The following is a 25,503-nucleotide window of genomic DNA, read 5'->3' as shown; positions in this document are numbered from 1 at the left end:
TATCGTTTCATGGACAACTCTAGCGGCGTAGGCGTCCTGGACAAGGCAGCCCTTGTCCTGGGCGCTCTGGAGTCCGGTCCGGCCACCCTCGCGGGACTGGTCGCGGCCACCGGACTCGCACGACCCACGGCGCACCGGCTCGCCGTGGCTCTGGAACACCACCGGATGGTGGCGCGGGACATGCAGGGCCGGTTCATCCTCGGTCCGCGCCTGGCCGAGCTGGCCGCGGCGGCGGGCGAGGACCGGCTGCTCGCCACGGCGGGCCCGGTGCTCACGCATCTGCGCGACGTCACGGGCGAGAGCGCCCAGCTGTATCGCCGCCAGGGCGACATGCGCATCTGCGTGGCGGCGGCCGAGCGCCTCTCGGGCCTCAGGGACACCGTCCCGGTCGGCTCGACGCTCACCATGAAGGCGGGCTCGTCCGCGCAGATCCTGATGGCCTGGGAGGAGCCGGAGCGGCTGCACCGGGGCCTGCAGGGCGCGCGCTTCACGGCGACGGCCCTGTCCGGGGTGCGCCGCAGGGGCTGGGCCCAGTCGATCGGCGAGCGGGAGCCGGGCGTCGCCTCGGTGTCCGCGCCCGTGCGGGGCCCTTCGAACCGCGTGGTGGCCGCGGTCTCCGTCTCGGGCCCCATCGAGCGCCTGACCCGGCACCCGGGCCGCATGCACGCCCAGGCCGTCATCGACGCGGCCGGCCGCCTCTCCGAGGCCCTGCGCCGCACGAACTGAGCCGCGCGCGACCGTCGTACGACCTCAGGGAGAGGGCCCGCCCCAACGCCGCGGCGGGCCCTCTCCCCTTTTCCTGACGTCGTCAGCCGTTCAGCACTCCGTCAGCTCTTCCGCACGCCGTCAGCCCGACCGGTACGCGAGCCGGTCCTTCGCCTGCCGCCCGCGCCGCTCCACCGGGACCTGCCCGTGCGCCGCCGCGAGGCCGAAGGCGGGCATGTCCATATAGATCGCCTCGTACGCGCCCTCCGGCACGATGTACGTCTCGTGCCACAGGCCCACATGCCGGCGCGCCTTTCCCGCCCGCTCCTTGCGGTTGGCGATCGCCCAGGCCCTGTGGTGGAACATCCGCGGCGAGTGCGCGTACGCGTACAGCTGCTCCTTGGACTCCCAGTACTGGACGACGTAGTACGTCCGGGGCGACGCCGTGAGCAGGACGTGTCGCAGCAGCCCCTGGCTCTTGTCCCGGCCCAGCTCGCGCAGCATGCGGACCATCGCGAGGAACACGGGGCCCCAGTGGTGCACGGCCCAGAAGTGGTTGACGCGCATGCCGATCAGGAGGACCACCACCTCCCCCCGGGCATCAGCGGTGGTGCGTCCCGCGGTGACGGACCTGCCCGGCATGGCTCCCCCTGAGACCTGTTGGCGAGCGGCACTATCCGACCGGCTCATGCTTGGATAGTGCCACTACCCGATGGGAGGCGCAAGAGATGCGGCTGGCCGAGCTGAGCGAGCGCAGCGGTGTGTCCACCGCGACGATCAAGTACTACCTGCGCGAGGGCCTGTTGCCGCCCGGCCGTCAGGTCAACACGACGACGGCGGACTACGACGACGGGCATCTGCGCAGGCTGCGCCTGGTGCGGGCGCTCATCCAGGTGGGCCGGGTGCCGGTGGCGACCGCCAAGGAGGTCCTCGGGCACGTCGACGACGACTCCCTGGGGCGCACGATCCGCATGGGCGCGGCCCTGTGGGCGCTGCCGCAGGGCCCGGAGCCGGACGAGGCCGACCCGACCGTGACCGGGGCGCGCGCCGAGGTGGACCTGCTGCTGCGGCGGCTCGGCTGGGAGACCTCGCGGGAGCTCGCCGAGCTCTCCCCCGTGCACCGTTCCCTGGTCGCGGCGGTGGCGACGCTGAACCGCCTCGGTTACGCCTGGGACGCCGAACGCATGGCGCCGTACGCGGAGTTGATGCACGCGGCGGCGAAGCTGGATCTCGACTTCCTGGAGACGCACGGCTCGGAGGCGGAGCGGGTCGAGACGGCGGTGGCGGCGGCGGTCCTGTGCGAGCCGGTCCTGCGGGCGCTGCACCGGCTCGCGCAGGAGGAGGAGTCGGCGCGGCGGTACGGCATCGAGTAGGGCGGAGGGGCCGGGCGGAGCCGGGCTCCGGCCCTCGCGCCCCGGACACGCCGAAGGGCCCCCACCGTGGTGGAGGCCCTTCGGTCTCTGTACCCCCGACCGGATTCGAACCGGCGCTACCGCCTTGAGAGGGCGGCGTGCTAGGCCGCTACACAACGGGGGCGAGGATCTTGCAGACGTTGAACCGCCGCAGATCCGAGCTGGTCTACCAGGACTCGAACCTAGACTAACTGAACCAGAATCAGTCGTGCTGCCAATTACACCATAGACCAATGATGGTTTAGACCAGTTTGTACCCCCGACCGGATTCGAACCGGCGCTACCGCCTTGAGAGGGCGGCGTGCTAGGCCGCTACACAACGGGGGCCCTAGCGATCCTGCATCAAGGTCGGTGGGAGCTACCCATACCGTCCTCGCGGGAAGGATCTGTACCCCCGACCGGATTCGAACCGGCGCTACTGCCTTGAGAGGGCAGCGTGCTAGGCCGCTACACAACGGGGGCTTTGCAGATGAGCTCTGCGAGCTGGCCTACCTGGACTCGAACCAAGACTAACTGAACCAGAATCAGTCGTGCTGCCAATTACACCATAGGCCACTGGAACGCAACCCCCGGGAGGGGTTCTGTTCCGGTTGCGCTTTCCTGCCGGACCTTTCGGCCCTCTCGGGCGGCGCAGGAAGAACATTACCCGAAGGTGGACGGCGCTCCAAAACGGGTATCCGAGCGCAGCAGCGCGGGGAGCTCCGTGAGGCTCGTGATGCGGTGGACTCCCGACGGGCCGTCCCCCCGCGCGCCGTTGCGGTCGAGCCAGATGCCGAGCAGGCCCGCGTCGCGGGCGCCGCGCGCGTCGATGTCCGGCTCGTCGCCGACGTAGGCGATCTCCCCGGGGGCGAGGGCGAGCGCCTCGCACACCGCCCGGAAGGCCTCCGGGGCCGGTTTGGCGACGCCGAGGTCGGCGGCGCACAGGACGGTCTCGAAGCGGTCGCGCACGCCGAGCGCGCTGAGCTTGTACTCCTGCACGGAGAGCGCCGAGTTGGACAGGACCGCGTGGCGGTAGTCCCCGGCGAGGGCGTCCAGGGTGGGCACGGTGTCCGGGAAGAGGGCCCAGGCGGCCTCGTAGTGCCCCAGGTAGCGGCCGAACCAGGCGTCGGCCTCCGTGTCGTCGAGGGCGGCGCCGAGGAACTCGCGGACGCGGTCCCTGCGCTGCGCGTAGTACTCCACCTCGCCGGCGCCGAAGCGGGCCCAGTGCCGGTCCGTGACCTCCTTCCACAGGGCCAGGGCGCGATCGGCGCTGTCGTACCGGGCGAGGAGGCCCTCGGCGGCGAGGTGGGCCCGCATGCCCGCCAGATCGGCGGACGCGTAGTCGAAGAGGGTGTCGTCGACGTCCCAGACGACGGCCCTGACCGGTCCGGCGGCGCGCTGCGGCCCAACGGCGTTGATCGGCATGTTCCGAACGTACGCGAAAGGGCCCGGAAGCCGTGATGGCTTCCGGGCCCTTTCGTCCGGACCGTACGGGCCGTGCGCGCGGGCCGGCACGCGCCGTGCGCGCGCCGGTGCGCGGGATCACACGGCGTTACGCGCCGAGCTTCGCCAGCGCCGCGTCGATGCGGGCCAGGGCGCGGTCCTTGCCGAGGATCTCCAGGGACTCGAAGAGGGGCAGACCGACCGTGCGGCCGGTGACGGCGACGCGGACGGGGGCCTGGGCCTTGCCGAGCTTGAGGCCGTGCTCCTCACCGGCGGCCAGGACGGCCTCCTTGAGGGCCTCGGGGGACGACCAGTCGGCCGCCTCCAGCTTGGCGCGGGCGGTGCTCAGGAGCGCGTCGGAGCCCTCCTTCATGGCCTTGGTCCAGGAGGCCTCGTCGAAGACCGGCTCCGGCAGGAACAGGAAGTCGACGTTGTCCGTGATCTCCGAGAGGACCTTGAGCCGGGTCTGGGCGTGCGGGGCGATCGCCTCCCAGACGGCCGCGTCGAAGTCCTCGGGCGCCCAGGGGGCGTGCGGGGCGCGCAGCCACGGCTCGCAGGCCGCGGCGAACGCCTTCACGTCCAGCATGCGGATGTGGTCGGCGTTGATGGCCTCGGCCTTCTTCAGGTCGAAGCGGGCCGGGTTGGAGTTCACGTCGGCGAGGTCGAACTTCGCGACCATCTCGTCGATCGAGAAGACGTCCTGGTCGGCGGAGAAGGACCAGCCGAGCAGGGAGAGGTAGTTGAGCAGGCCCTCGGGCAGGAAGCCGCGCTCGCGGTAGAGGTTCAGGCTCGCCTGCGGGTCGCGCTTGGAGAGCTTCTTGTTGCCCTCGCCCATGACGTACGGCAGGTGGCCGAACTGCGGGATGGTCTTGGCGACGCCCAGCTCGATCAGCGCCTTGTAGAGCGCGATCTGGCGCGGCGTCGAGGAGAGCAGGTCCTCGCCGCGCAGGACGTGGGTGATCTCCATCAGGGCGTCGTCGACCGGATTGACCAGCGTGTACAGCGGGGCGCCGTTCGCGCGGACGATGCCGTAGTCGGTGACGTTCTCGGCCTGGACGGTGATCTCGCCGCGGACCAGGTCGGTGAAGGTGGTGGCCTCGTCCGGCATCCGGAAGCGGACGATGTGGCTGCGGCCCTCGGCCTCGTACGCCTGCTTCTGCTCGGCGCCGAGGTCGCGGCAGTGGCCGTCGTAGCCGGACGGCTTGCCCGCGGCGCGGGCGGCCTCGCGGCGGGCGTCCAGCTCCTCGGTGGTGCAGTAGCACGGGTAGGCGTGCCCGGCGGCGAGGAGCTTCTCGGCGACGTCCCGGTAGGTGTCCATGCGCTGCGACTGTCGGTACGGCGCGTGCGGGCCGCCGACCTCGGGGCCCTCGTCCCAGTCGAAGCCCAGCCAGCGCATGGAGTCCAGGAGCTGCTCGTACGACTCCTCGGAGTCGCGGGCGGCGTCCGTGTCCTCGATGCGGAAGACCAGGGTGCCCTCGTTGTGCCGGGCGTAGGCCCAGTTGAACAGGGCGGTGCGGACCAGGCCCACGTGCGGGTTGCCGGTCGGGGAGGGACAGAAACGTACGCGTACGTTCGTCGCGTTAGCCACGCTTGATCACCTTGTTGGTGAGAGTGCCGATGCCTTCGATGGTGACGGCGACCTCGTCGCCGACGTTGAGGGGGCCAACCCCCTCGGGGGTGCCGGTGAGGATGACGTCGCCGGGCAGCAGCGTCATGGCCTCGGAGATGTTCACGACCAGGTCCTCGATGGAGTGCACCATCTCGGAGGTGCGGCCGAGCTGGCGCTGCTGGCCGTTGACCGTGCACTGGATCGTGAGGTCGCTCGGGTCGAGCTCCGTCTCCACCCAGGGGCCGAGCGGGCAGGACGTGTCGAAGCCCTTGGCCCGGGCCCACTGCTTCTCGCGCTTCTGCACGTCGCGGGCGGTGACGTCGTTGGCACAGGTGTAGCCGAAGACGACGTCCTTGACGCGCTCGCGCGGGACCTCGCGGCACATGCGGCCGATGACGACGGCCAGCTCCGCCTCGTGGTGCAGTTCCTCGGAGAACGGCGGGTACTGGATGGCGTCGCCGGACCCGATCATCGAGGTGGCGGGCTTGAAGAAGGCGAACGGGGCCTCCGGCACCTCGTGGCCGAGCTCCTTGGCGTGCGCCGCGTAGTTCCGCCCGAAGGCCACGATCTTGTGGCCGATGACGGGGGCGAGGAGCCGGACCTTGCTGAGCGGGACCTTGACGCCGCTCAGCTCGAAGTCGCCGTACGGGCTGCCCTTGATGATGTCGACGACGAGCTCGTCCGGCTTGTCGCCCTCGACCGCGCCGAAGGCGACGTTTCCGTCGATGGAGAACCTGGCGATACGCACGTGGACGGTGCCCTTTGCTTGTGCGGGTGATCTGGGTGGGCCCAGTCTATGGGGCTTCGCCCCGCTTCCCCTTTTCGCCGCTTCGCGGCTCGTCCTCGATCGCCGGACGGGCTGCGTTCATGCCGGACGAGCTGTCCCTTCCGGAGGGCCGTACGGCTACGGGGCTTCCATGAGGATGGTGCGCTTCGGGTTGGCCGTCTGGGTGGGCAGGTCCACGGAGTGCTCCGGCCGCTCGGGGGCCGTCTGCAGGGCTTCGGCGTCCTCGAGGTGCGCGAGGGTGGTGCGGCGCGGGTTGGCTATGTTGCGGAACATCATCGTGGACTTCATCTGCTGTTCTGGCCCTGTCGATCGGGGCGCCGCCGAGTGGACGCCGATTGTCGGATTCCCCATCCCTGTAAAGCGTCAGGCTAAACATGCAATTCCCGCGCAATGTCGAGAAGAGGCCATGATCTTCGTGTGAGTTTGCTCACGAGGGCATGGATAAATGGGTCAATTCCGGCTGCCCATACGGCCCTTGAAATCGGACATTGCCCCCCTGAAGCTCTCATTCCGCTCCTGATCATGAAGACTGGGACACCGACTCCGGCCTCGCGGCTCGTACGGGAAAATCCGATTTGGGCGGATTGAGTTTCTACGTCTCGTGACGCGGTCCTCACGTGCTGTCACGGGGAGGCCGGCCTGGACCACGGGCCTTGTTGGAGATCCTGCACTGTGCTGGAATTCCCGGGACCGCCGCGGGATCGAACCGGCGCACAGGGGCGCAACGCAGCGCCGAGGGCGGCGGGAAGGGGGAGCAGCGCCGGTCTCACGACCACCATGGGGTGCCTGACGCCCCGAGACGCCGACACCGTCCCGCCGTCCACGCGGCAGGACGCCTGGTCCAGAGGTTGCGACGCTAGTGCAGGGACGTTTCAAGAGGGATGGCAGCGCTGCGGCGGAGCCGGAGCGCGGCGGAAGTGACCGCGGCTCCTCGGCCCAGCACGCCCAGAACCCCGCATCGGTACAGTCCGGCGACGGCCCCGGAGCCGCGCGTACGGGCGCGCCGGGCGGCGGTGCGCCCGCGGACGGGACAAAGGCGAAGGGCTCCAAGACACCCCCCGGTCCCGGCCCTCGAATAGCCCTGCGCAACTGGCGCATCTCGACCCGTCTGGTCTCGCTCCTCGCGCTCCCCGTCATCACGGCGACCTCGCTGGGCGCCCTGCGCATCAACTCGTCGATGGACGAGATCCAGCAGCTCGACAACATGAAGCTGCTGACCGATCTGACGGAGGACGCCACCCGCCTCGCCGTCGCGCTCCAGGAGGAGCGCGACCAGTCGGCGGGCCCGCTCTCGCACGGCGCCAGCGACACGGACTTCACCGTCAAGAGCGTGCGGGAGAAGACGGACCGCGCCTACAAGAACTTCCTGTCGGGCACCCAGAACGTCGACGACAGCGACGGCGACAAGGGCTTCCTCGGCATCCGGCAGAACACGGTCCAGATCACCCGGCAGCTGCAGAAGATCAAGGACGTCCGCCGGGACGCCTACCAGAAGAAGGTCCCGTCCTCGCAGACGGTCGACGGCTACAGCCAGCTGATCCAGCAGCTCCTCGCGCTCTCCGAGGACATGGCGCAGGCGACCAGCAACCCGGACATGATCCAGCGCACCCGCGCCCTGGCGGCCTTCTCCTCCGCCAAGGAGTTCGCGTCCGTCCAGCGGGCCGTCATCGCGGCCGCGCTCCCGGCGAACAACCGCGAGTTCGGCAAGCTCTCCGACCTCGACCGCCGCTACGCCCTCACCGCGCTGGAGAAGGAGACGGACGAACTCCAGTCCTTCAACCGGATCTACGTCGGCAACGGCGCGAAGCTGCTCGCCCCCATCAGCCGCGGCAACCAGACGATCCAGGGCGCCGACGCCTACGCCCAGCGCGTGCTCGAACAGCCGGACGGCATCAAGCTCCGCGGCAAGCGCTCCTACAAGGACTGGGTGGACGCCGACTCCACCAAGATCTCGGAGATGGGCAAGATCGAGCTGACGCTGCTCGACGAGATGGAGCAGAAGGCCCGCTCGCTGCGGAACGAGTCCGAGCAGCAGGCGATCCTCAACGGTGCGCTCATCCTGCTGGTGCTCGGCGTCTCGCTCGTCGGCGCCTTCGTCGTGGCCCGGTCCATGATCCGCTCGCTGCGCCGGCTCCAGGACACCGCCACCAAGGTCGCCCAGGACCGCCTGCCCGAGCTGGTCAAGCAGCTCTCCGAGTCCGACCCGCAGGACGTCGACACGTCCGTGGAGTCCGTCGGTGTGCACTCCCGGGACGAGATCGGCCAGGTGGCCGCGGCCTTCGACGACGTGCACCGCGAGGCCGTCCGCCTCGCCGCCGAGCAGGCCCTCCTGCGGGGCAACGTCAACGCGATGTTCACCAACCTCTCGCGCCGCTCCCAGGGCCTCATCCAGCGCCAGCTCTCGCTCATCTCCGAGCTGGAGTCCCGCGAGGCCGACCCGGACCAGCTGTCCTCGCTGTTCAAGCTCGACCACCTCGCGACCCGCATGCGCCGTAACGGCGAGAACCTCCTCGTGCTCGCCGGTGAGGAGCCCGGCCGCCGCTGGACGCGGCCCGTGCCGCTCGTCGACGTCCTCCGTGCCGCCGCCTCCGAGGTGGAGCAGTACGAGCGCATCGAGCTGTCCTCGGTGCCCGCCACCGACGTCGCGGGCCGCGTGGTCAACGACCTCGTGCACCTCCTCGCCGAGCTCCTTGAGAACGCGACCTCGTTCTCCTCGCCGCAGACCAAGGTCAAGGTGACCGGTCACGCGCTGCCCGACGGCCGCGTGCTCATCGAGATCCACGACACCGGCATCGGCCTCTCCCCCGAGGACCTCGCCGCGATCAACGAGCGGCTCGCGTCGCCGCCCACCGTGGACGTCTCCGTCTCCCGCCGCATGGGTCTGTTCGTGGTCGGCCGCCTCTCGCAGCGCCACGGCATCCGCATCCAGCTGCGGCCCTCGGACTCCGGCGGCACGACCGCGCTCGTCATGCTCCCCGTCGACGTCGCCCAGGGCGGCAAGAAGGGCCCGGGCCAGCCCGGCGCCCCGGCGCCGACCGGCGGTCCCGCCGCGGCCCAGGCCGCCGCGGGTGCCGCCGCCGCGCGCCGCGGTGGCGGTGTGGCGGCCGGTCTGAGCGGCGCGGCCCGCGCCCGCCAGAACAACCAGGTCGGCCCCGCCGCCGGTGCCCAGCGCGGCCAGGTCGCGGGCTCGGGCCCGCGGGCGGCGCTGCCCTCGCGCGGCAACGGCCAGGGCGCGCCCTCGGCCGGGTCCCCGGTGGCGCCGGGCGGCCTCGCGGGCGGTCCCGGTGCCTTCGGCCAGGGCCAGGGCGGCGGCCGCTCCGGGGCGGGCAGCATGCCGCAGCCTCCGGTGCCCCAGCAGCGTACGAACGACGCGGGTCAGGCCGCCGGGTCCGGCTCGGGCGCGGGCTCCGGCCCGGGTGAGCGGGACCGCAGGCCGCAGCTGCCGCCGCGCGGCGGACCGCGGGCCGAGCTGCCCGGCGGCAGCCCGCAGCAGCCCCGTGTGCCCAGCTGGAGCGACGAGAACGCGCAGCCGCAGGTCTCGCGCGAGCCCTTCGACGCTCCGCGCGGCCACGAGGAGCCCGAGTCCACCGGCCAGTTCGCACACCCCGCGGGCCTCGCCGACGACCTCCAGGGTCCTGGCTCGACCGCGCAGTTCGACCGCCCCGACTTCGACGGACCGCCGCCGGGCACGCAGGGCGACGCCCCGAGCGGCGCCACCGGCGAGTTCGTGCGCTCCGACGTCTTCGGCGGCCCCGCGGGCCAGGCCCCGCAGGCGCCCCAGACTCCGCAGGCGGGCCAGTCGCCGCACGCCACCGGTGAGTTCTCGGTGCCGCGGCCGCCCGCGCCCCGCCGCGAGCAGGCCCCGCGCGCCGATCTGGACCAGGGCGGGCAGCAGGCGCAGCGCCCCCAGGCCCAGCTTCCGCAGGCGCCCGAGCCGCAGCAGACCGAGCCGGAGGCCCTGCCGCCCGCGTCCGGTCCGCTGGACGGCCGTACGCCGCTGTACGACACGCTGGAGACCAACTGGTTCTCGCAGCAGGCGCAGGCGCAGGCCGAACAGCAGCAGCGGGCCCAGCAGGAACGTGCCGAGCAGGAGCGCCAGGCCCGTGCCGAGCAGGAGCGCCAGCAGGCCGAGCGCACCCGCCCGGCCGAGCAGGGCCACCGCCCCGAGCTGCCGCAGCGCGGCCAGGAGCCGGGGGGCCACCGCCCGGACGCCGGTGCGCCGCAGGCCCAGCAGTCCCAGCAGCTTCCGCAGCGCGGGGCCCGGCTCCCCCGCAGGGAGCCGCAGCTCCCGCAGCGCGAGCCGCAGCGGCCGCTCGACGGCACGCGTCCCCAGGGCGCCCGCCCGCAGGGCGCGCGTGCGCCGCAGCAGTCCCCCGGGACCCCGCCGCCCGCCCAGCGTCCGGGCGGCTTCCAGGCCCCGGGCCCGCAGGGGCAGCAGCACGCCCAGCCCGGCCAGAGCGGTAGCGGTCAGGGCGCCCCCCAGAACCAGCAGAACCAGCAGAACGCGCAGAACCAGCAGCACCCGAACAGCACCACCGGCAACACCGCTTGGCGCGCCACGCCGAACGACGAGCTGGGCCGCCAGGCCGAGCGCGTCCGGCAGCCCTCCGCGGGCGGCGTCACCACCTCCGGCCTCCCGCGCCGCGTGCCACGGGCGAACCTCGTGGCGGGCACCGCACAGCAGGCGCAGGACAGCTCGGGTCCGCAGGTCTCGCGCGCGCCCGACGACGTGCGCGGCCGGCTGACCAATCTCCGTCGGGGCATTCAGCAGGGTCGCCAGGCCGGTACCGGCCAGACCGGCAGTTTCCCTCGCCCCACTCACCAGCAGGAGCGTTAGTTGAGTCCGATGAGCCAGGCGGCACAGAACCTGAACTGGTTGATCACCAACTTCGTGGAGAACACCCCCGGGGTGTCCCACACGGTCGTGGTCTCCGCCGACGGCCTGCTTCTCGCGATGTCCGAGGGCTTCCCGCGCGACCGCGCCGACCAGCTCGCGGCCGTCGCCTCCGGCCTGACCTCCCTCACCGCCGGGGCCTCCCGGATCTTCGAGGGCGGGGCGGTCACGCAGACCGTCGTGGAGATGGAGCGCGGCTTCCTGTTCCTCATGTCCATCTCCGACGGCTCGTCCCTGGCGGTGCTCGCGCACCCGGAGTGCGACATCGGCCTCGTCGGGTACGAGATGGCGCTGCTCGTCGACCGTGCGGGCACCGTCCTCACCCCGGACCTGCGCGCCGAGCTCCAGGGCAGCCTGCTGCACTAGCCGGCGCGCGGGCCCGGCCCGCCGCAGCCCCCGGCCACCCCACAGGCCGGGGACGTCCGATCCGTACGCAACCACCCACCGTCCGGCCGCCACTCATGCCCCCACCAGGCTGACGTCAGACGGAACGCAGACGAACTGCTGTCCCGCCCGGAGGATCCATGAACCCGCCCACCGCCTCTCATGACCCGTACGGCGCCCAAGCCGGATACGGCTACGAGGGTGACCAGCCGCTGGTGCGCCCGTACGCGATGACCGGTGGCCGGACCAGGCCCCGCTACCAGCTCGCGATCGAGGCGCTGGTCAGCACCACGGCGGACCCGGCCCAGCTGATGGGGCTGCTCCCCGAGCACCAGCGGATCTGCCACCTGTGCCGTGAGGTCAAGTCGGTGGCCGAGGTGTCCGCGCTGCTCTCGATGCCCCTCGGCGTCGCCCGCATCCTGGTGGCCGACCTGGCCGAGGCCGGGCTCGTCGCGATCCACCAGCCCGGCGGTGACGAGAACACCGGTGGCCAGCCAGACGTGACTCTGCTCGAAAGGGTGCTCAGTGGACTTCGCAAGCTCTAGCGCGGGCGGCTTCGCGGACTCCGCCGCCGCAGGCCGGTCCACCACGTCGGCCAAGATCGTGGTGGCGGGCGGCTTCGGCGTGGGCAAGACCACGTTCGTCGGCGCGGTCTCGGAGATCAATCCGCTGCGCACCGAAGCGGTGATGACGTCCGCGTCAGCGGGTATTGACGACCTCACGCATACCGGTGACAAGACCACCACCACGGTGGCGATGGATTTCGGCCGCATCACCCTTGACCAGGATCTGATCCTGTATCTGTTCGGCACCCCGGGCCAGGACCGCTTCTGGTTCATGTGGGACGACCTGGTGCGCGGCGCGATCGGTGCCATCGTCCTGGTCGACACCCGGCGCCTGGCCGACTGTTTTCCCGCTGTGGACTACTTCGAGAACTCCGGACTGCCGTTCGTCATCGCCCTCAACGGCTTCGACGGCCAGCAGCCCTACACCCCGGACGAGGTCCGCGAAGCGCTGCAGCTCGGCCCGGACGCCCCCATCATCACGACGGATGCCCGACAGCGTGCGGAAGCAAAGAGTGGCCTGATCACGCTGGTCGAGCACGCGCTCATGGCACGACTCAAGTAGGCGGGATCATACGGAAGTTGCCGTAAATCGCACGGAACGATCTGTGTCCTTTGACACGGACGGCTGCCGTGTTCATAACGTTTCGACAGAGAATTCCGCCGACGCGGCCACACATCGCGGTCGGCCGGTATCACTGTGCTCACAAGAGCCCCGCCTTTTGGCGGGGCTCGCTCTTTATGACCGATTTATCTGAGGCTTGCACCACTCGGATCGCTTCGCTCCTACTGTTTGGAGGAGCACCACCTGACGTGCTGGAATGCGCTGAACTGCCCAGTAGCACGGGCCTTTGGAGACGACAGCGGCACCAGCGCGGGAGCCGCCGCCGAGAGGTTGTTGGTCGAGTGAGGCGAAGCAAGACGAGCCCCGCACCCCCGGAACGGGACACGCGGGGCAACTTCACCCCGCCCCCGCGAGCGGCGACGCCGTCGCCGTCCGCGGACGTACCCGGTGGCGAGCCACAGGCCGCCTCCGGCGGGCGGCTCTCGCCCCGGAACTGGCGCGTACCGACCCGCCTCAACGCGATCCTCCTCATACCCGTGCTCGTGGGTCTCGTCATGGGCGGCTTCCAGGTCAAGGGCGCCATCGACACCTGGGACGAGGCCCGCGACGCCGAGGCCACGGCCCGTCTGGTGCGCGCTTCGCTGGACTACGGCAACCGCCTCATCGAGGAGCGCGACGTCTCCGCCGCGCCCCTGCTGGGCGGCAAGAAGAACGACCCGGACGTGGCCAAGGCCCGCAAGGCCACCGACCGGGCCGCCGCCGTCTTCGCCGACGCCGCCGAGGACATGCCGAAGAAGGAGGGCCTGGAGCGCCGGCTCGCGACCTTCAAGAAGGTCGAGCCCAAGCTGGAGGGCCTGCGCCAGGCCGCGTACACCAGCAAGCTGCCCGGTGTGCGGACCGAAGAGGGCTACGTCGCCATCCAGCACCCGCTGATGGAGTTCGCCAACGAACTCGGCCTCGGCACCGGCAACATCACCTCCTACGGCCGCACCGTCTACGCGGTGTCCCTGGCCAAGGCCGCGCTCTCGCTGCAGCGCTCCATCGGCACCCACCTGCTGGAGAAGCCGGGCCCGACCCAGGGCGACTTCACCAAGCAGAAGGTCTCCTTCTCCTCGTACGCCTACCTCGAGCGCATCGCCATCGAGGAGTACACCGGCGGCGGCACGCCCTCGGACGTGCGGAAGCTGGAGGAGGCCAGGAAGCGGCTGATCGCCGACGCCGCGAAGCAGGCCGAGCAGAGCGCCGCCGAGGCGCGCGCCGCGGGCAAGAAGTACGTCCCGCCGCCGCAGGGCGAGAAGATGCTCGAACTCATCCTGAGCATGCCGGACACCCGGCCGAGCTCCCGGGTCGCCCTCGCGGGCAAGGGCGTCGACAGCAAGGTGCTGTGGGCGGCCACCACCGCCAAGTTCGGCGCGTACCGCACCATCGAGGCGGACCTCACCGACAAGGCCGTGAACGAGGCCTCCGGCATCGCCGACGACGCCAAGACCGACGCCTTCATCACCGGTGCCGCGGTCGTCGTCGCCCTGCTCGCCGCCTTCGTCCTCGCCGGGCTCATGGCCCGCCAGATGAGCCGCTCGATGCGCTCCCTGCGCACGGCCGCCTTCGGCATCGCCGAGCAGCGCCTGCCGATGCTGGTCGACCAGCTCTCGCGCACCGACCCGGGCCGCGTGGACACCCGCGTCCAGCCGATCCCGATCACCACCACGGACGAGATCGGCGAGGTCGCCCGCGCCTTCGACCAGGTGCACCGCGAGGCCGTCCGGCTCGCCTCCGAGCAGGCCCTGCTCCGCGGCAACATCAACGCGATCTTCACCAACCTCTCGCGCCGCAACCAGTCGCTGATCGAGGGCCAGCTGACCCTCATCACCGACCTGGAGAACAACGAGGCCGACCCGGACCAGCTGGAGAGCCTCTTCCGCCTGGACCACCTGGCGACCCGTATGCGGCGCAACGGCGAGAACCTCCTCGTCCTGTCCGGCGAGGAGCCGGGCCGCCGCTGGGACCAGCCGGTACCGCTCGTGGACGTGCTGCGCGCCGCCTCCTCCGAGGTGGAGCAGTACGAGCGCATCGAGCTGTCGGGCGTCCCGGAGGCCGAGATCCACGGCCTGGCCGTGACCGACCTCGTGCACCTGCTCGCCGAGCTCCTGGAGAACGCCACCACGTTCTCCTCGCCGCAGACCAAGGTCAGGGTCACCGCGACCCGTCTCCCCGACGGCCGCGTGATGGTCGAGATCCACGACAAGGGCATCGGCCTGACCGCCGAGGACTTCGCGGACATCAACCACCGGCTCGCCAACCCGCCGACCGTGGACGCCGCGATCTCGCAGCGCATGGGCCTGTTCGTGGTCGGCCGCCTGTCGGACCGGCACGGCATCCGGGTCCAGCTGCGCCCCTCGGGCGAGCAGGCGGGCACCACCTCGCTCGTCATGCTCCCGGAGATCATCACGCACGGTGGCGGCGGCGAACTCCACCCGCAGGACAACGAGTTCACGGTCTCCTCGATCATCCCCGAGCAGCAGGCACAGGCGGCCGAGCCGCTGCGCACGGCCGCCGAGCTGGGCTTCGACGACACCGCCTACCACGGCGAGGGCGCCGAGGGGCAGGGCGGCCAGCTCGACCCGGTCGGCCGTTCCCTGCTCCGCGAGGAGCGCCGCGCGGCCCTGGAGGCACAGGCCCAGTCCGGCCGCCCGCCGTACCCCGAAGAGACACAAGGTGGCCAGGAGGCGTACGAGCAGCCCCAGGCGTACCAGGACCAGGGCGCGTACGAGACGCCCCGGACCGGTTACGAGGAGCAGTACGACCCCCAGCAGGCGTACGACGGCGCGCAGGCGTCCGGCTACGACCAGGGTCAGGGCGGCTACGACACCGGCTACGACGGACAGCCGACGTACGACCAGGGCCCGTCCGCGCAACCCGCACAGGCCGGGTACGACGACGCGTACTACACGACGCAGGACGGCTACCCGGACGGCGCGTATGCGGAGCCCGGCCAGGGCGGCCACGAGGCCGTCGCGGGTGGCAAGGAGGAGCCCTTCGCCACCTACCCAGCCCGTTCCCACCAGGACGACTGGCCGCTGCGTGACAGCTACCAGGAGCCCTACCAGGGCGCGTACGCTCCCGAAGCGGAATCGGCTCCGGCGGCTGCCGCGGCCGAGCCCGAGCACGTAGGCTTCGACCGTCCGGGACCTGCCCAGACGCCCCCCTCGGCCGGTCACGAGCTGACCGGCGCGGGCCTGCCGCGCCGGGGCAGCACCGCGGCGAACGGCAACGGAAGCGCCCCCGCCGCGCAGGACGAGGAGGGCCGCGAGGGCGAGAGCCCGAACGGTGAGCCGGACAGCTGGCGCACGGCCAACGACGAGCGCTGGCACCGCGCCGAGCAGCTGCGGGAGCCCAAGGCGGGCGGGGTCACCCCGTCCGGTCTTCCGCGGCGGGTGCCCAAGGCCAACCTGGTCGAGGGCACGGCCGAGCAGACCCCGCAGGGCGGCCCCCAGGTCTCCCGCGACCCCGAGGAAGTACGCGGCAGGCTGAGCAACCTGCGCCGCGGCGTCCAGCGGGGCCGCAGCGCGGGCAGTGACACGAATGGCCAGGGCTTCAGCCCTGATAGCACCTACAACCAGGAGCGTTAGTGTGAGCCCGATGAGCCAGGCGGCGCAGAACCTGAACTGGTTGATCACCAACTTCGTGGAGAACACCCCCGGGGTGTCCCACACCGTGGTGGTCTCCGCCGACGGACTCCTTCTGGCGATGTCCGAAGGTTTCCCGCGCGACCGAGCCGATCAGCTCGCCGCGGTCGCGTCGGGTCTCACCTCCCTCACGGCCGGGGCCTCCCGGATCTTCGAGGGCGGCTCGGTGACCCAGACCGTTGTGGAGATGGAGCGAGGATTTCTCTTCATCATGTCCATCTCCGACGGGTCCTCCCTTGCCGTACTCGCCCACCCAGAAGCGGACATCGGCCTCATTGGGTACGAGATGGCACTTCTCGTCGACCGCGCCGGGACCGTCCTCACTCCGGACCTGCGCGCGGAGCTTCAGGGGAGCTTGCTCAACTAACAGACAGACGGTGCGTATTCGCGTCCCGGGGCCGTAAGGTTTCGGGACGCGGCTCCACAGCGATGGCGCCGGGCACAGTTTCGGAGGAGGAGTACGTGGCTGCAACACCCCCAGACGGTTCGTCTTCGGCCAACTGGCCTTCGGGCCGTGGCCAGGGCCAGGGTGACGGTTCGCAGAACCGGTACGACTTCCCCTCCGCGCCCAGCCACCGCCGCAAGCCGCAGTACCGGCAGCCCGGCCCGTACGGCCAGCCCGCTCCGGGCGCGTACGAACAGCCGGGGCCGTACCAGCAGCCCGCCCCGGGCGCGTACGACCAGCAGCGGCCGTACGCGCCGCGCATCCAGCCCGCGCCGTCGCAGCGCCGCTCCCCGGAGCCGGCGCCCGTGGCCAGCAACCCGCTGGTGCGTCCGTACGCCATGACCGGCGGCCGCACCAGGCCGCGGTACCAGCTCGCCATCGAGGCGCTGGTGCACACCACCGCACAACCGCATCAGTTGCAGGGCCAGTTGCCCGAGCATCAGCGCATCTGCAACCTGTGCCGCGAGATCAAGTCGGTCGCCGAGATCTCGGCACTGCTCTCCATCCCCCTCGGCGTAGCCCGGATCCTCGTCGCCGACCTGGCGGAGGCCGGTCTCGTCGCCATCCATCAGCCCGGCGGGGACGAGTCCGCCGGCGGTCAGCCAGACGTGACACTGCTCGAAAGGGTGCTCAGTGGACTTCGCAAGCTCTAGCGGAGGAGCAACAGCCCGCTCCACCACCAGCGCGAAAATCGTGGTGGCGGGCGGCTTCGGTGTGGGCAAGACCACATTCGTCGGGGCCGTCTCGGAGATCAACCCGCTGCGCACCGAAGCCGTGATGACGTCCGCGTCGGCAGGCATCGACGACCTGACGCACACCGGCGACAAGACGACCACGACGGTCGCCATGGACTTCGGCCGCATCACGCTCGACCAGGATCTGATCCTGTATCTCTTCGGCACCCCGGGCCAGGACCGCTTCTGGTTCATGTGGGACGACCTGGTGCGCGGCGCCATCGGAGCGGTCGTCCTGGTCGACACGAGGCGGCTCGCCGACTGCTTCCCCGCCGTCGACTACTTCGAGAACTCCGGGCTGCCCTTCGTCATCGCCCTCAACGGCTTCGACGGGCACCAGCCGTACACCCCGGACGAGGTCCGCGAGGCCCTGCAGATCGGCCCGGACACTCCCATCATCACCACGGACGCGCGCCACCGCGCCGACGCGAAGTCCGCGCTGATCACCCTGGTCGAGCACGCCCTGATGGCCCGTCTCCGCTAGGCCCCCGCACTGACGCCCGTGGGCCCCGTACTCGAACGAGTACGGGGCCCACGGGCTTCTGTGTTCCAAAAGGCGAGCGGCGGGGCTCAGCCCTGCCAGCTGTGCGGGGCGCGGAAGCCCGGCGTGCGCTCCAGGCGGCGCCACCCGGCCTTGTCGCGGCCGAAGCCCACGGAGGGCACCGCGGCAGCCTTGCCGGCGGCCCGGGCCAGCAGGATCGCCGTGAGGGCGGCGACCTCTTCGGGCTCGGCGTGGCCCTTCTCGACGCGGATGTCGGGAGTAGTCATGTGCGGCGTTCTCCTTGTGGGAAAGCGAAGGGGGCGGCGCGGCGCTACTGCGGCGGATTGCCGTGCTTGCGCGACGGCAGATCGGCGTGCTTGTTGCGCAGCATCGCGAGCGAGTTGATCAGCACGGACCGGGTCTCGGCCGGGTCGATCACGTCGTCGACGAGCCCGCGCTCGGCGGCGTAGTACGGGTGCATCAGCTCGGCCTTGTACTCCTTGACCATGCGGGCGCGCATGGCCTCGGGGTCCTCGGCGGCGGCGATCTGGCGGCGGAAGATGACGTTGGCCGCGCCCTCGGCGCCCATGACCGCGATCTCGTTCGTCGGCCAGGCGTAGGTGAGGTCGGCGCCGATGGACTGGCTGTCCATCACGATGTACGCGCCGCCGTACGCCTTGCGCAGGATGAGGGAGATGCGGGGCACGGTCGCGTTGCAGTACGCGTACAGGAGCTTCGCGCCGTGGCGGATGATGCCGCCGTGCTCCTGGTCGACGCCGGGCAGGAAGCCGGGCACGTCGAGCAGGGTGACGATCGGGATGTTGAAGGCGTCGCACATCTGGACGAAGCGCGCGGCCTTTTCGGAGGCCTCGATGTCGAGGACGCCCGCGAGGGTCTGCGGCTGGTTGGCCACGATGCCGACGACCTGGCCGTCGAGGCGGGCCAGGGCACAGATGATGTTGCGCGCCCAGCGCTCGTGGACCTCCAGGTAGTCGCCGTCGTCGACGAGCTCCTCGATGACCTTCGTCATGTCGTACGGCCGGTTCCCGTCGGCGGGGACGAGGTCGAGCAGCACGTCGGAGCGGCGGTCGGCCGGGTCGTCGCAGGCGGCGACGGGCGGGTTCTCGCGGTTGTTCTGCGGGAGCATCGCGATGAGGTAGCGCACCTCGGCGAGGCAGGTCTCCTCGTCGTCGTACGCGAAGTGGCAGACGCCGGAGGTCTCGGCGTGCACGTCGGCGCCGCCCAGGCCGTTCTGGGAGATCTCCTCGCCGGTCACCGCGCGGACCACGTCGGGCCCGGTGATGAACATCTGCGAGGTGTCGCGGACCATGAAGACGAAGTCGGTGAGGGCGGGGCTGTACGCCGCGCCGCCCGCGCACGGGCCGAGCATCACGCTGATCTGCGGGATGACGCCGGAGGCCTTGGTGTTGCGCTGGAAGATGCCGCCGTAGCCCGCGAGGGCGGAGACGCCCTCCTGGATGCGGGCGCCCGCGCCGTCGTTGAGGGAGACCAGCGGCGCGCCCGCCGCGATGGCCATGTCCATGATCTTGTGGATCTTCGTGGCGTGCGCCTCGCCGAGGGCGCCACCGAAGATCCGGAAGTCGTGGGCGTACACGAAGACCGTGCGGCCCTCGACGGTGCCCCAGCCGGTGATGACGCCGTCGGTGTAGGGCTTCTTCGTCTCCAGGCCGAAGCCGGTCGCCCGGTGCCGGCGCAGCTGCTCGACCTCCTGGAACGAACCCTCGTCGAGGAGAAGCGCGATCCGCTCGCGTGCCGTCAGCTTGCCCTTGGCGTGCTGGGCCTCGGTCGCCTTCTCGCTCGGTCCCGCCAGGGCCTGCGCGCGGATCCCGGCCAATTCGGCCACTCGGCCCCGCGCGTCGGTGGGCTCACCCGCTGAAGATCCAGCTTCGTCCAAAACGGTCATGCTCTCGACCTTACGAAGTACACGCGCGAAAACGGACCGTCGGCTCTGAACAGTCTCGGGACCGTTTTCCTGGCACCCCCGGACAGAAGTTCTGTGCGGTGCAGGCGAAGCCACTGTTCAGGGCCCCATCCGGCTGTAGGGATTCCACAAGGCCACCAATGAGACTCGGATCACATTTCAGCCCCGGAATGAGTGATTCCGGGCGGAGCCCTCACGTCCGGCGCGGGGTGGCACGGGCGGCCGGAGCAGGGCGGAATTAGCAGGGGCCGACAATTCCCCACCGCGATTCCAGCCAGCGAGGGGCGGGCCGGGCGGCCCGGCCCCGGGCCGCCCCGCGGGCCTCAGGCGCGGTGGATCACGATGTCGCCGAGGCCCGTGCGCGCGCGCACCTTCACCGTCTCCCCGGAGTCGCCCGGGCCCGCCGACGAGCCGAGCGACTGGCGCACGGAGCCGTACTTGGTCTGGACGTCGAGCCAGGCGGCGGTGCCCTCGCTGATGCCGATGTCGACCCGGCCGGTGCCGGTCTCCAGGACGGCGGTGCCGCGCGTCACCTCGCCGATCTCGATGGCGCCGGTCGCGGTCCTCGCGGTGACGTCGGCGCGGGCGCGGGCCACGACGATGGCCCCGTTGGCGGAGCGGACCCGCAGCTCGCCGGCGACCTCGCCGATCTCGGTCGATCCGTTGGAGTTCTTGACGACGGCCGCGCCGCCGATCGTGCCGAGCCGCACCTCGCCGGAGGCCGTGGTGACGTCGGCCGGGCCGTCCGTCCGGTCCACGTAGACCCGGCCGTGTCCGGTGTCGAGGCGCACCGAGGCCGCCCGGACGACCCGGATCTCGCCCATGGACGTCTTGACCTCGCACTCGCCGAGGCGGCCCTCGACGGTGCAGTCGGCCATGGAGGTGGTGACGTGCACGTGCGAGCCCTCGGGCAGCACGACCTCCACGTCGACCGAGGAGCCCCTGCCGAAGAGGGAGCGCTCCTTGGGGCCCTTCACCAGGAGCCTGCCGGTGGCGTACTCCACCCGGGTCCGCTCGGCGGCGCGGACGTCGGCGGCGCGCGTCTCGCTGGTCGGGCGCACGTCGACGACGGTCTCGGCGCGGTCGCCCGCGATGATCCGCACCGTCCCGCTCTCGATGGTCACTGAGGCGTTGATGGGCTTGGCGGTGTCGAAGGTTGGCATGGCTGTCCTCGTCGTCGTGGTCCCGGTCCTGCTCATGGTGGAGTCCGCCGCCGTACGGGAGCGCCCCCGCGGGGGCGCCGCGCCGTCCCGGCGGAGCGCCTGGGGCCTGTCCGACGGGTCGGTGCGGCGGCCCGTCGGACAGGCCCTAGCGGGCCCAGCCGGTGAAGCTGTTCCCCACGCCCTCGCCGCGGGCGGGGGGCTGCGGGCTCTCGCTGGGCCGGAGGGCCTCGGCGACGGTGCGGACCAGCCAGGCGTTGACCGACAGGCTCTCGGCGGCGGCGGCCTCCTCGGCCTGGGACTTGAGGTGCATCGGCAGCCGGAGGTTGATGCGGGCGGTGCCGCCCTCCTCGGCCTCGGGCGCGGGCGCGGGGGCGGGGGCGGAGCGCGTCACGGGCGCCTCCATGACCGGCGCCTCGAACGCGTCGGCCAGGGGCGGCGGCGTCACCACGAAGTCCGGGTCACCCCCGCGCAGGCGCACGTCGACCGAGCCGGGGGCGAGGTCTCGGGTAACCTCGTCCATGGCCGCGGACAGCACGTTCAGCAACGTGAGCCGGGTGGCCGACTCGAGCGGGGCGATCAGACGCTCGGCGACCGCGCGAGCCTCCTCACCACCGGCCTCGGCGGCGACCGCGAGCTCCTGACGGAGTTGGTCGACATACGGCGTGAGATTCATGGCGTCACTATGGCACCACAATGGCGCCATGGCAAGTTCCTAGCGCACCCCGCACCCCGGATTCCCGCACCCTCAGCAGGTCGGGCCGCCCCTTTCGCCATCACCGCCCCTCTCGCCCCAGCGCGACGAACGCCCCGCCGGCCCCGCCGGGCGCCACCCCCTTCCCCTTCCGTGGCGCCACACATGGCACCACTCCCCCACGCGCCCACACCTGGCGTAATCAAGCCACCACGCAACGATCACGGTTGAACATTGAACCGATCAGCGCTAGAGTCAATGTTGTTGAACATTAAACCGCTCATGGTTGCGTCTCCCCCGTGGTCCGCAGCCCGCCCCCCAAGGAGCACGTCATGGGACTCTTCGGCCGCAAGAACGACAACGCCACGCCCGCCGCCGCGCCCGCCGCCGTCAGCCCTGAACTCGCCGCGGTGACCGGCGACTACGAGCTGGACCCGGCGCACAGCAGCATCGGCTTCGTCGCCCGGCACGCGATGGTCACGAACGTCAAGGGTTCCTTCCTCGACTTCAGCGGCTCGCTGCACCTCGACGGCAGTGACCCGGCCGAGTCGACTGCCGCCATCGACGTGACGATGGACAGCATCGACACCGGCAACGCGGACCGCGACGGGCACCTCAAGAGCGCGGACTTCTTCAAGACCGAGGAGTTTCCGCAGATGACCTTCCGCTCCACCAAGGCCGAGGCGCTCGGCGGCGACGACTACCGCGTCACCGGCGACCTGACCATCCTCGGCACCACCCGGCCGCTCACCATCGACCTGGAGTTCAACGGCGCGGCCACCGACCCGTTCGGCAACCAGCGTGTCGGCTTCGAGGGCAAGGCCGAGCTGCTGCGCTCGGAGTGGGGCCTGACGTGGAACGCGGCCCTGGAGACGGGCGGCGTGCTGGTCTCCGACAAGATCAAGCTCACCTTCGACATCTCGGCGATCAAGAGCGCCTCGTAAGGCCCCGTGCGAGGCGGGCGGGCGGCCTTCGCCGCCCCCGCCGCCTGGAACCCGCCGCCCAGAACCCGCCGCCCCCGCCGTCCTAGAACCCGCCGCCGAAGTCCCCGCCCCCGCCGAAGTCTCCGCCGCCCCCGAAATCCCCGCCGCCGAAGTCGCCCGCGTCGAAGTCCGCGCCCGTGACGTCGCCGCCGTCGGCCGCCGGGATGCCCGCCGACGCGGCGTACGCCGGGGACGACAGGGCCGAGCCGAGCAGGGTGCCGACGAGGAGGCCGGGGAGCAGGCCGCCGCCGAAGTAGCCGCCCGCCCAGGGGCCGTAGGCCGGGCCCGCCTCCCAGTAGGGGCGGCGGTCGCCGGTGTCGGTGGTGACCGTGCGGGTCATGGGCTCCTCGCCGTCGGCGAGGCGCACCGCGTCGGCCGCGCACACCGGCACCTCGCGGGGCGCACCGCCCGCGGGGGTCCACTCGGCGTCCTTCACGGAGGGGCCGTGCCGGGGGTCGAAGAAGCACGGCGGCCGCCGCTCGGGCAGCGTGCGGCCCTCGCGGCGCGCGGCGAGCAGGGCGAGCGAGAAGCGGCCGTCCTCCAGGGCCTGGGTGACCGCCCTGACCTGCTCGGGCCGCTCGGCCGCTGCCATGAAGGACTTCGCCTTCTCGTACGCGTCCAGCGCCCGCTCGTAGTCGGCGCGCATGGCGTCGTCGGCGCCGGCCTCCGCGGGGTGGAAGTCGAGCCGGTCCAGCTCCTCGCCGAAGGCGGTGATGTCCTCGTCGACGACGACGCGCAGCTTCTCCAGGGCCGCGCGCTCCTCCTCGGCGCGCTTGCGGCGGCGGCTGCGGGCCACCGCGTAGGCGCCCGCCCCGCCCGCGACGACCACCGCGCCGACGCCGATCAGCGCCCCGACGGGCGCGCCGTCGTCGTCGCCCGTGGCGCCCCAGGAGGCGGGCGCGCTGCCCGACGTCTGGGTGACGGCCCGGTCCACGAAGTCGTTGAGCTGCTGTTTCACGGGCTCGCCCCGGACGAGCGTGGTCAGGTTCCGCACGGCGTTGCCCGCCAGGGCCGCGCTGTCGGCCCTGGCGTCGAAGGCGTCGCCGAGGCGGATCGCGTACACGCCCGTGACTCCCGTCGCCGTCCGCAGGTTCCGGAACAGGTCCTGCTTCGGGAACGACTCCGGGAGCACGGCGACGAAGACCGGCTTGTCGGCCTTCTTGATCTTGTCGGCGAGGGCGTCGGCGTCGGCGCGGGAGAGCTGGGACGCCGCCGCCCCGTCGACGTACACCGGGTTCTCGCGCAAGGCGTCGGCCACCGTCGTGACGTCCGTGGCGGCCCGGGCCGCGGGCGCGAGCGTGGCGCCCAGGGCCAGGAGCAGTCCGGACAGGATGACGGTCAGCCGCGACGCCGCCTGCCTGGTGGGCCTCATACTTCACGCTAACCCAGGCCGGGCGCGAACGTGCCCCCTCGGCTACTCGACGGGCTCGACCCCGGCTCTGAGCAGGCCGTACGTCACCGCGTCCTCCAGCGCCTGCCAGGACGCGGCGATCACGTTGTCCGCGACGCCGACGGTCGACCACTCGCCGTCGCCGTCCGTGGTGGAGATGAGCACGCGGGTGGTGGAGGACGTGCCGTGCTTGCCCTCCAGGATGCGGACCTTGTAGTCCACCAGCTCCAGCTTGGCCAGCTCCGGGTACATCCGCTCCAGGCCGACGCGCAGGGCACGGTCGAGGGCGTTGACGGGGCCGTTGCCCTCCGCCGTCGCCACGATGCGCTCGCCCTTGGCCCACACCTTCACGGTGGCCTCGTTGGCGTGCGAGCCGTCGGGCCGGTCCTCGACGATCGCGCGCCAGGACTCGGTGCGGAAGTAGCGCCGCGCGCGCCCCTCGGCCTCCGCCCGCAGCAGCAGTTCGAAGGAGGCGTCGGCCGCCTCGTACGTGTAGCCCTTGAGCTCGCGCTCCTTGACGCGCTCCACGACGCGGCCGACCAGTTCGCGGTCGCCGCCGAGGTCGACGCCCAGCTCCCTGCCCTTGAGCTCGATGGAGGCGCGGCCCGCCATGTCGGAGACCAGCATGCGGATGCGGTTGCCGACGAGCTCGGGGTCGATGTGCTGGTAGAGGTCCGGGTCGACCTTGATCGCGGAGGCGTGCAGGCCCGCCTTGTGCGCGAAGGCCGAGACGCCGACGTAGGGCTGGTGGGTGGCCGGGGTGAGGTTCACGACCTCGGCGATGGCGTGCGAGACCCGGGTCATCTCGCGCAACGCGCCCTCGGGCAGGACCTGTTTGCCGTACTTCAGCTCCAGGGCGGCGACGACCGGGAAGAGGTTGGCGTTGCCGACGCGCTCGCCGTAGCCGTTGGCGGTGCACTGGACGTGGGTGGCGCCCGCGTCGACGGCGGCGAGGGTGTTGGCGACCGCGCAGCCGGTGTCGTCCTGGGCGTGGATGCCGAGCCGGGCGCCGGTGTCGGCGAGGACGGTGGCGACGACGGCCTGCACCTGGGCGGGGAGCATGCCGCCGTTGGTGTCGCACAGGACCACGACGTCCGCGCCCGCCTCGTGCGCGGCCCGCACGACCGCCTTCGCGTACTCGGGGTTGGCGCGGTAGCCGTCGAAGAAGTGCTCGCAGTCGACGAAGACGCGACGGCCCTGCTCGCGCAGGTGGGAGACGGTGTCGCGGACCATCTCCACGTTCTCGTCGAGCGTGGTGCGCAGGGCGAGTTCGACGTGCCGGTCGTGTGCCTTGGCGACCAGCGTGATCACTGGGGCGCCAGCGTCGAGGAGCGCCTTGACCTGCGGGTCCTCGGCGGCTCTGGCGCCCGCGCGACGGGTGGCGCCGAAGGCGACGAGCTGCGCGTTCTTGAAGGTGATCTCTTCCTTGGCGCGGGCGAAGAACTCGGTGTCGCGCGGGTTGGCGCCGGGCCAGCCGCCCTCGATGAAGCCCACGCCGAAGTCGTCCAGATGCCGGGCGATGGTCAGCTTGTCCGCGACGGTCAGATTGATGCCCTCGCGCTGCGCGCCGTCGCGCAGCGTGGTGTCGAACACGTGGAACGAATCGTCGGGGCTGCTGGTTTCCGTCGTCATCTCTCTGGCTCCTGT

General features: G+C 71.5%; 22 protein-coding genes and 5 tRNA genes. 11 read left to right on the top strand and 16 right to left on the bottom strand.

The genetic code is table 11. The features are described 5' to 3' along the window. Positions 1–9: 9 nt before the first annotated feature. Positions 10–726 carry an IclR family transcriptional regulator NdgR gene (ndgR, locus tag MQV74_RS28975; RefSeq protein WP_138962023.1) on the top strand — a complete coding sequence of 239 codons (717 nt, stop codon included), beginning with the start codon at positions 10–12 and terminating at the stop codon, positions 724–726. Between the two features lie 120 nt (positions 727–846). Here ndgR and MQV74_RS28970 read toward each other — a convergent pair whose 3' ends face one another. Beyond that, a complete protein-coding gene (locus MQV74_RS28970; RefSeq protein WP_242724098.1) occupies positions 847–1,347 on the bottom strand; it encodes a DUF4188 domain-containing protein in 501 nt (166 codons plus the stop codon). 86 nt (positions 1,348–1,433) lie between these two features. On the opposite strand from MQV74_RS28970, the gene MQV74_RS28965 reads away from it, so the two are divergent. After that, on the top strand, positions 1,434–2,078 hold the full coding sequence (locus MQV74_RS28965) for a MerR family transcriptional regulator (RefSeq protein ID WP_242724096.1): 645 nt from the start codon (positions 1,434–1,436) through the stop codon (positions 2,076–2,078). Positions 2,079–2,168: 90 nt separating this feature from the next. Here MQV74_RS28965 and MQV74_RS28960 read toward each other — a convergent pair. The 9 genes from MQV74_RS28960 to MQV74_RS28920 all read right to left on the bottom strand — a co-directional run bounded on the left by MQV74_RS28960 (position 2,169) and on the right by MQV74_RS28920 (position 6,223). Beyond that, positions 2,169–2,241 (bottom strand) — tRNA-Glu (locus MQV74_RS28960). 37 nt (positions 2,242–2,278) lie between these two features. Beyond that, positions 2,279–2,350, bottom strand: a tRNA-Gln gene (locus MQV74_RS28955). A gap of 21 nt (positions 2,351–2,371) precedes the next feature. Further along, positions 2,372–2,444, bottom strand: a tRNA-Glu gene (locus MQV74_RS28950). 62 nt (positions 2,445–2,506) lie between these two features. Further along, positions 2,507–2,579: transfer RNA gene (locus MQV74_RS28945), tRNA-Glu, on the bottom strand. Positions 2,580–2,600: 21 nt separating this feature from the next. Further along, a tRNA-Gln gene (locus MQV74_RS28940) sits at positions 2,601–2,672 on the bottom strand. 87 nt (positions 2,673–2,759) lie between these two features. Then, on the bottom strand, positions 2,760–3,521 hold the full coding sequence (locus tag MQV74_RS28935) for an HAD family hydrolase (protein WP_242724095.1): 762 nt from the start codon (positions 3,519–3,521) through the stop codon (positions 2,760–2,762). Positions 3,522–3,648: 127 nt separating this feature from the next. Continuing rightward, positions 3,649–5,127, bottom strand: coding sequence for a glutamate--tRNA ligase (gltX, locus tag MQV74_RS28930; protein ID WP_242724093.1), 1,479 nt, complete (start codon positions 5,125–5,127; stop codon positions 3,649–3,651). Beyond that, positions 5,120–5,896 (bottom strand): fumarylacetoacetate hydrolase family protein, encoded by a 777-nt coding sequence (locus tag MQV74_RS28925; RefSeq protein ID WP_138962018.1) that lies wholly within the window; start codon positions 5,894–5,896, stop codon positions 5,120–5,122. Before MQV74_RS28925 ends, gltX begins: the two co-directional genes overlap by 8 nt. Positions 5,897–6,052: 156 nt before the next feature. Next, positions 6,053–6,223, bottom strand: a complete 171-nt coding sequence (locus MQV74_RS28920; protein ID WP_242724090.1) for a hypothetical protein — start codon at positions 6,221–6,223, stop codon at positions 6,053–6,055. A 571-nt stretch (positions 6,224–6,794) separates the two neighbouring features. Between MQV74_RS28920 and MQV74_RS28915 the strand changes: the two genes are divergently transcribed. The 8 genes from MQV74_RS28915 (at position 6,795) to MQV74_RS28880 (ending at position 17,690) form a co-directional block, all read left to right on the top strand. Continuing rightward, entirely contained in the window at positions 6,795–10,772 is a 3,978-nt protein-coding gene (locus MQV74_RS28915; protein WP_242724088.1) for a sensor histidine kinase, read from the top strand. A 9-nt stretch (positions 10,773–10,781) separates the two neighbouring features. After that, entirely contained in the window at positions 10,782–11,195 is a 414-nt protein-coding gene (locus tag MQV74_RS28910) for a roadblock/LC7 domain-containing protein (protein ID WP_030676095.1), read from the top strand. Between the two features lie 158 nt (positions 11,196–11,353). After that, entirely contained in the window at positions 11,354–11,758 is a 405-nt protein-coding gene (locus tag MQV74_RS28905) for a DUF742 domain-containing protein (RefSeq protein ID WP_030676098.1), read from the top strand. Next, positions 11,739–12,341, top strand: a complete 603-nt coding sequence (locus tag MQV74_RS28900) for a GTP-binding protein (protein WP_030676100.1) — start codon at positions 11,739–11,741, stop codon at positions 12,339–12,341. The genes MQV74_RS28905 and MQV74_RS28900 overlap by 20 nt, the downstream gene beginning before the upstream one ends. Positions 12,342–12,682: 341 nt before the next feature. Beyond that, a complete protein-coding gene (locus tag MQV74_RS28895; RefSeq protein ID WP_242724085.1) occupies positions 12,683–15,970 on the top strand; it encodes a nitrate- and nitrite sensing domain-containing protein in 3,288 nt (1,095 codons plus the stop codon). Between the two features lie 10 nt (positions 15,971–15,980). Beyond that, positions 15,981–16,394 (top strand): roadblock/LC7 domain-containing protein, encoded by a 414-nt coding sequence (locus MQV74_RS28890; RefSeq protein ID WP_030676106.1) that lies wholly within the window; start codon positions 15,981–15,983, stop codon positions 16,392–16,394. 62 nt (positions 16,395–16,456) lie between these two features. Further along, complete coding sequence (locus MQV74_RS28885; RefSeq protein WP_242724083.1) at positions 16,457–17,125, top strand: DUF742 domain-containing protein; 669 nt, start codon at positions 16,457–16,459, stop codon at positions 17,123–17,125. Next, positions 17,106–17,690, top strand: coding sequence for a GTP-binding protein (locus MQV74_RS28880; RefSeq protein ID WP_030361923.1), 585 nt, complete (start codon positions 17,106–17,108; stop codon positions 17,688–17,690). Before MQV74_RS28885 ends, MQV74_RS28880 begins: the two co-directional genes overlap by 20 nt. 86 nt (positions 17,691–17,776) lie before the next feature. Here the strand turns inward: MQV74_RS28880 and MQV74_RS28875 are convergent, their stop codons facing one another. The 4 genes from MQV74_RS28875 to MQV74_RS28860 form a co-directional block, all read right to left on the bottom strand. Continuing rightward, a complete protein-coding gene (locus MQV74_RS28875) occupies positions 17,777–17,974 on the bottom strand; it encodes an acyl-CoA carboxylase subunit epsilon (protein WP_242724081.1) in 198 nt (65 codons plus the stop codon). A 44-nt stretch (positions 17,975–18,018) separates the two neighbouring features. Beyond that, positions 18,019–19,611 carry an acyl-CoA carboxylase subunit beta gene (locus tag MQV74_RS28870; protein ID WP_242724077.1) on the bottom strand — a complete coding sequence of 531 codons (1,593 nt, stop codon included), beginning with the start codon at positions 19,609–19,611 and terminating at the stop codon, positions 18,019–18,021. Positions 19,612–19,952: 341 nt separating this feature from the next. Further along, complete coding sequence (locus tag MQV74_RS28865) at positions 19,953–20,792, bottom strand: DUF4097 family beta strand repeat-containing protein (protein ID WP_242724075.1); 840 nt, start codon at positions 20,790–20,792, stop codon at positions 19,953–19,955. A 145-nt stretch (positions 20,793–20,937) separates the two neighbouring features. Next, a complete protein-coding gene (locus MQV74_RS28860; protein ID WP_242724074.1) occupies positions 20,938–21,465 on the bottom strand; it encodes a toxin-antitoxin system HicB family antitoxin in 528 nt (175 codons plus the stop codon). Positions 21,466–21,815: 350 nt separating this feature from the next. On the opposite strand from MQV74_RS28860, the gene MQV74_RS28855 reads away from it, so the two are divergent. Then, on the top strand, positions 21,816–22,427 hold the full coding sequence (locus tag MQV74_RS28855) for a YceI family protein (RefSeq protein ID WP_242724073.1): 612 nt from the start codon (positions 21,816–21,818) through the stop codon (positions 22,425–22,427). 82 nt (positions 22,428–22,509) lie between these two features. On the opposite strand, the gene MQV74_RS28850 is transcribed toward MQV74_RS28855, so the two are convergent. Then, positions 22,510–23,838: a hypothetical protein gene (locus MQV74_RS28850; RefSeq protein ID WP_242724072.1), complete on the bottom strand. Its 1,329-nt coding sequence runs from the start codon at positions 23,836–23,838 to the stop codon at positions 22,510–22,512. A 42-nt stretch (positions 23,839–23,880) separates the two neighbouring features. After that, positions 23,881–25,488 carry a citramalate synthase gene (cimA, locus tag MQV74_RS28845; RefSeq protein WP_242724069.1) on the bottom strand — a complete coding sequence of 536 codons (1,608 nt, stop codon included), beginning with the start codon at positions 25,486–25,488 and terminating at the stop codon, positions 23,881–23,883. Positions 25,489–25,503: the final 15 nt, after the last annotated feature.

It is taken from the genome of Streptomyces sp. AN091965 (assembly GCF_022698285.1).
In the GTDB taxonomy this organism is placed as follows: domain Bacteria; phylum Actinomycetota; class Actinomycetes; order Streptomycetales; family Streptomycetaceae; genus Streptomyces.
This window is presented reverse-complemented; position numbering and strand designations above follow the sequence as displayed.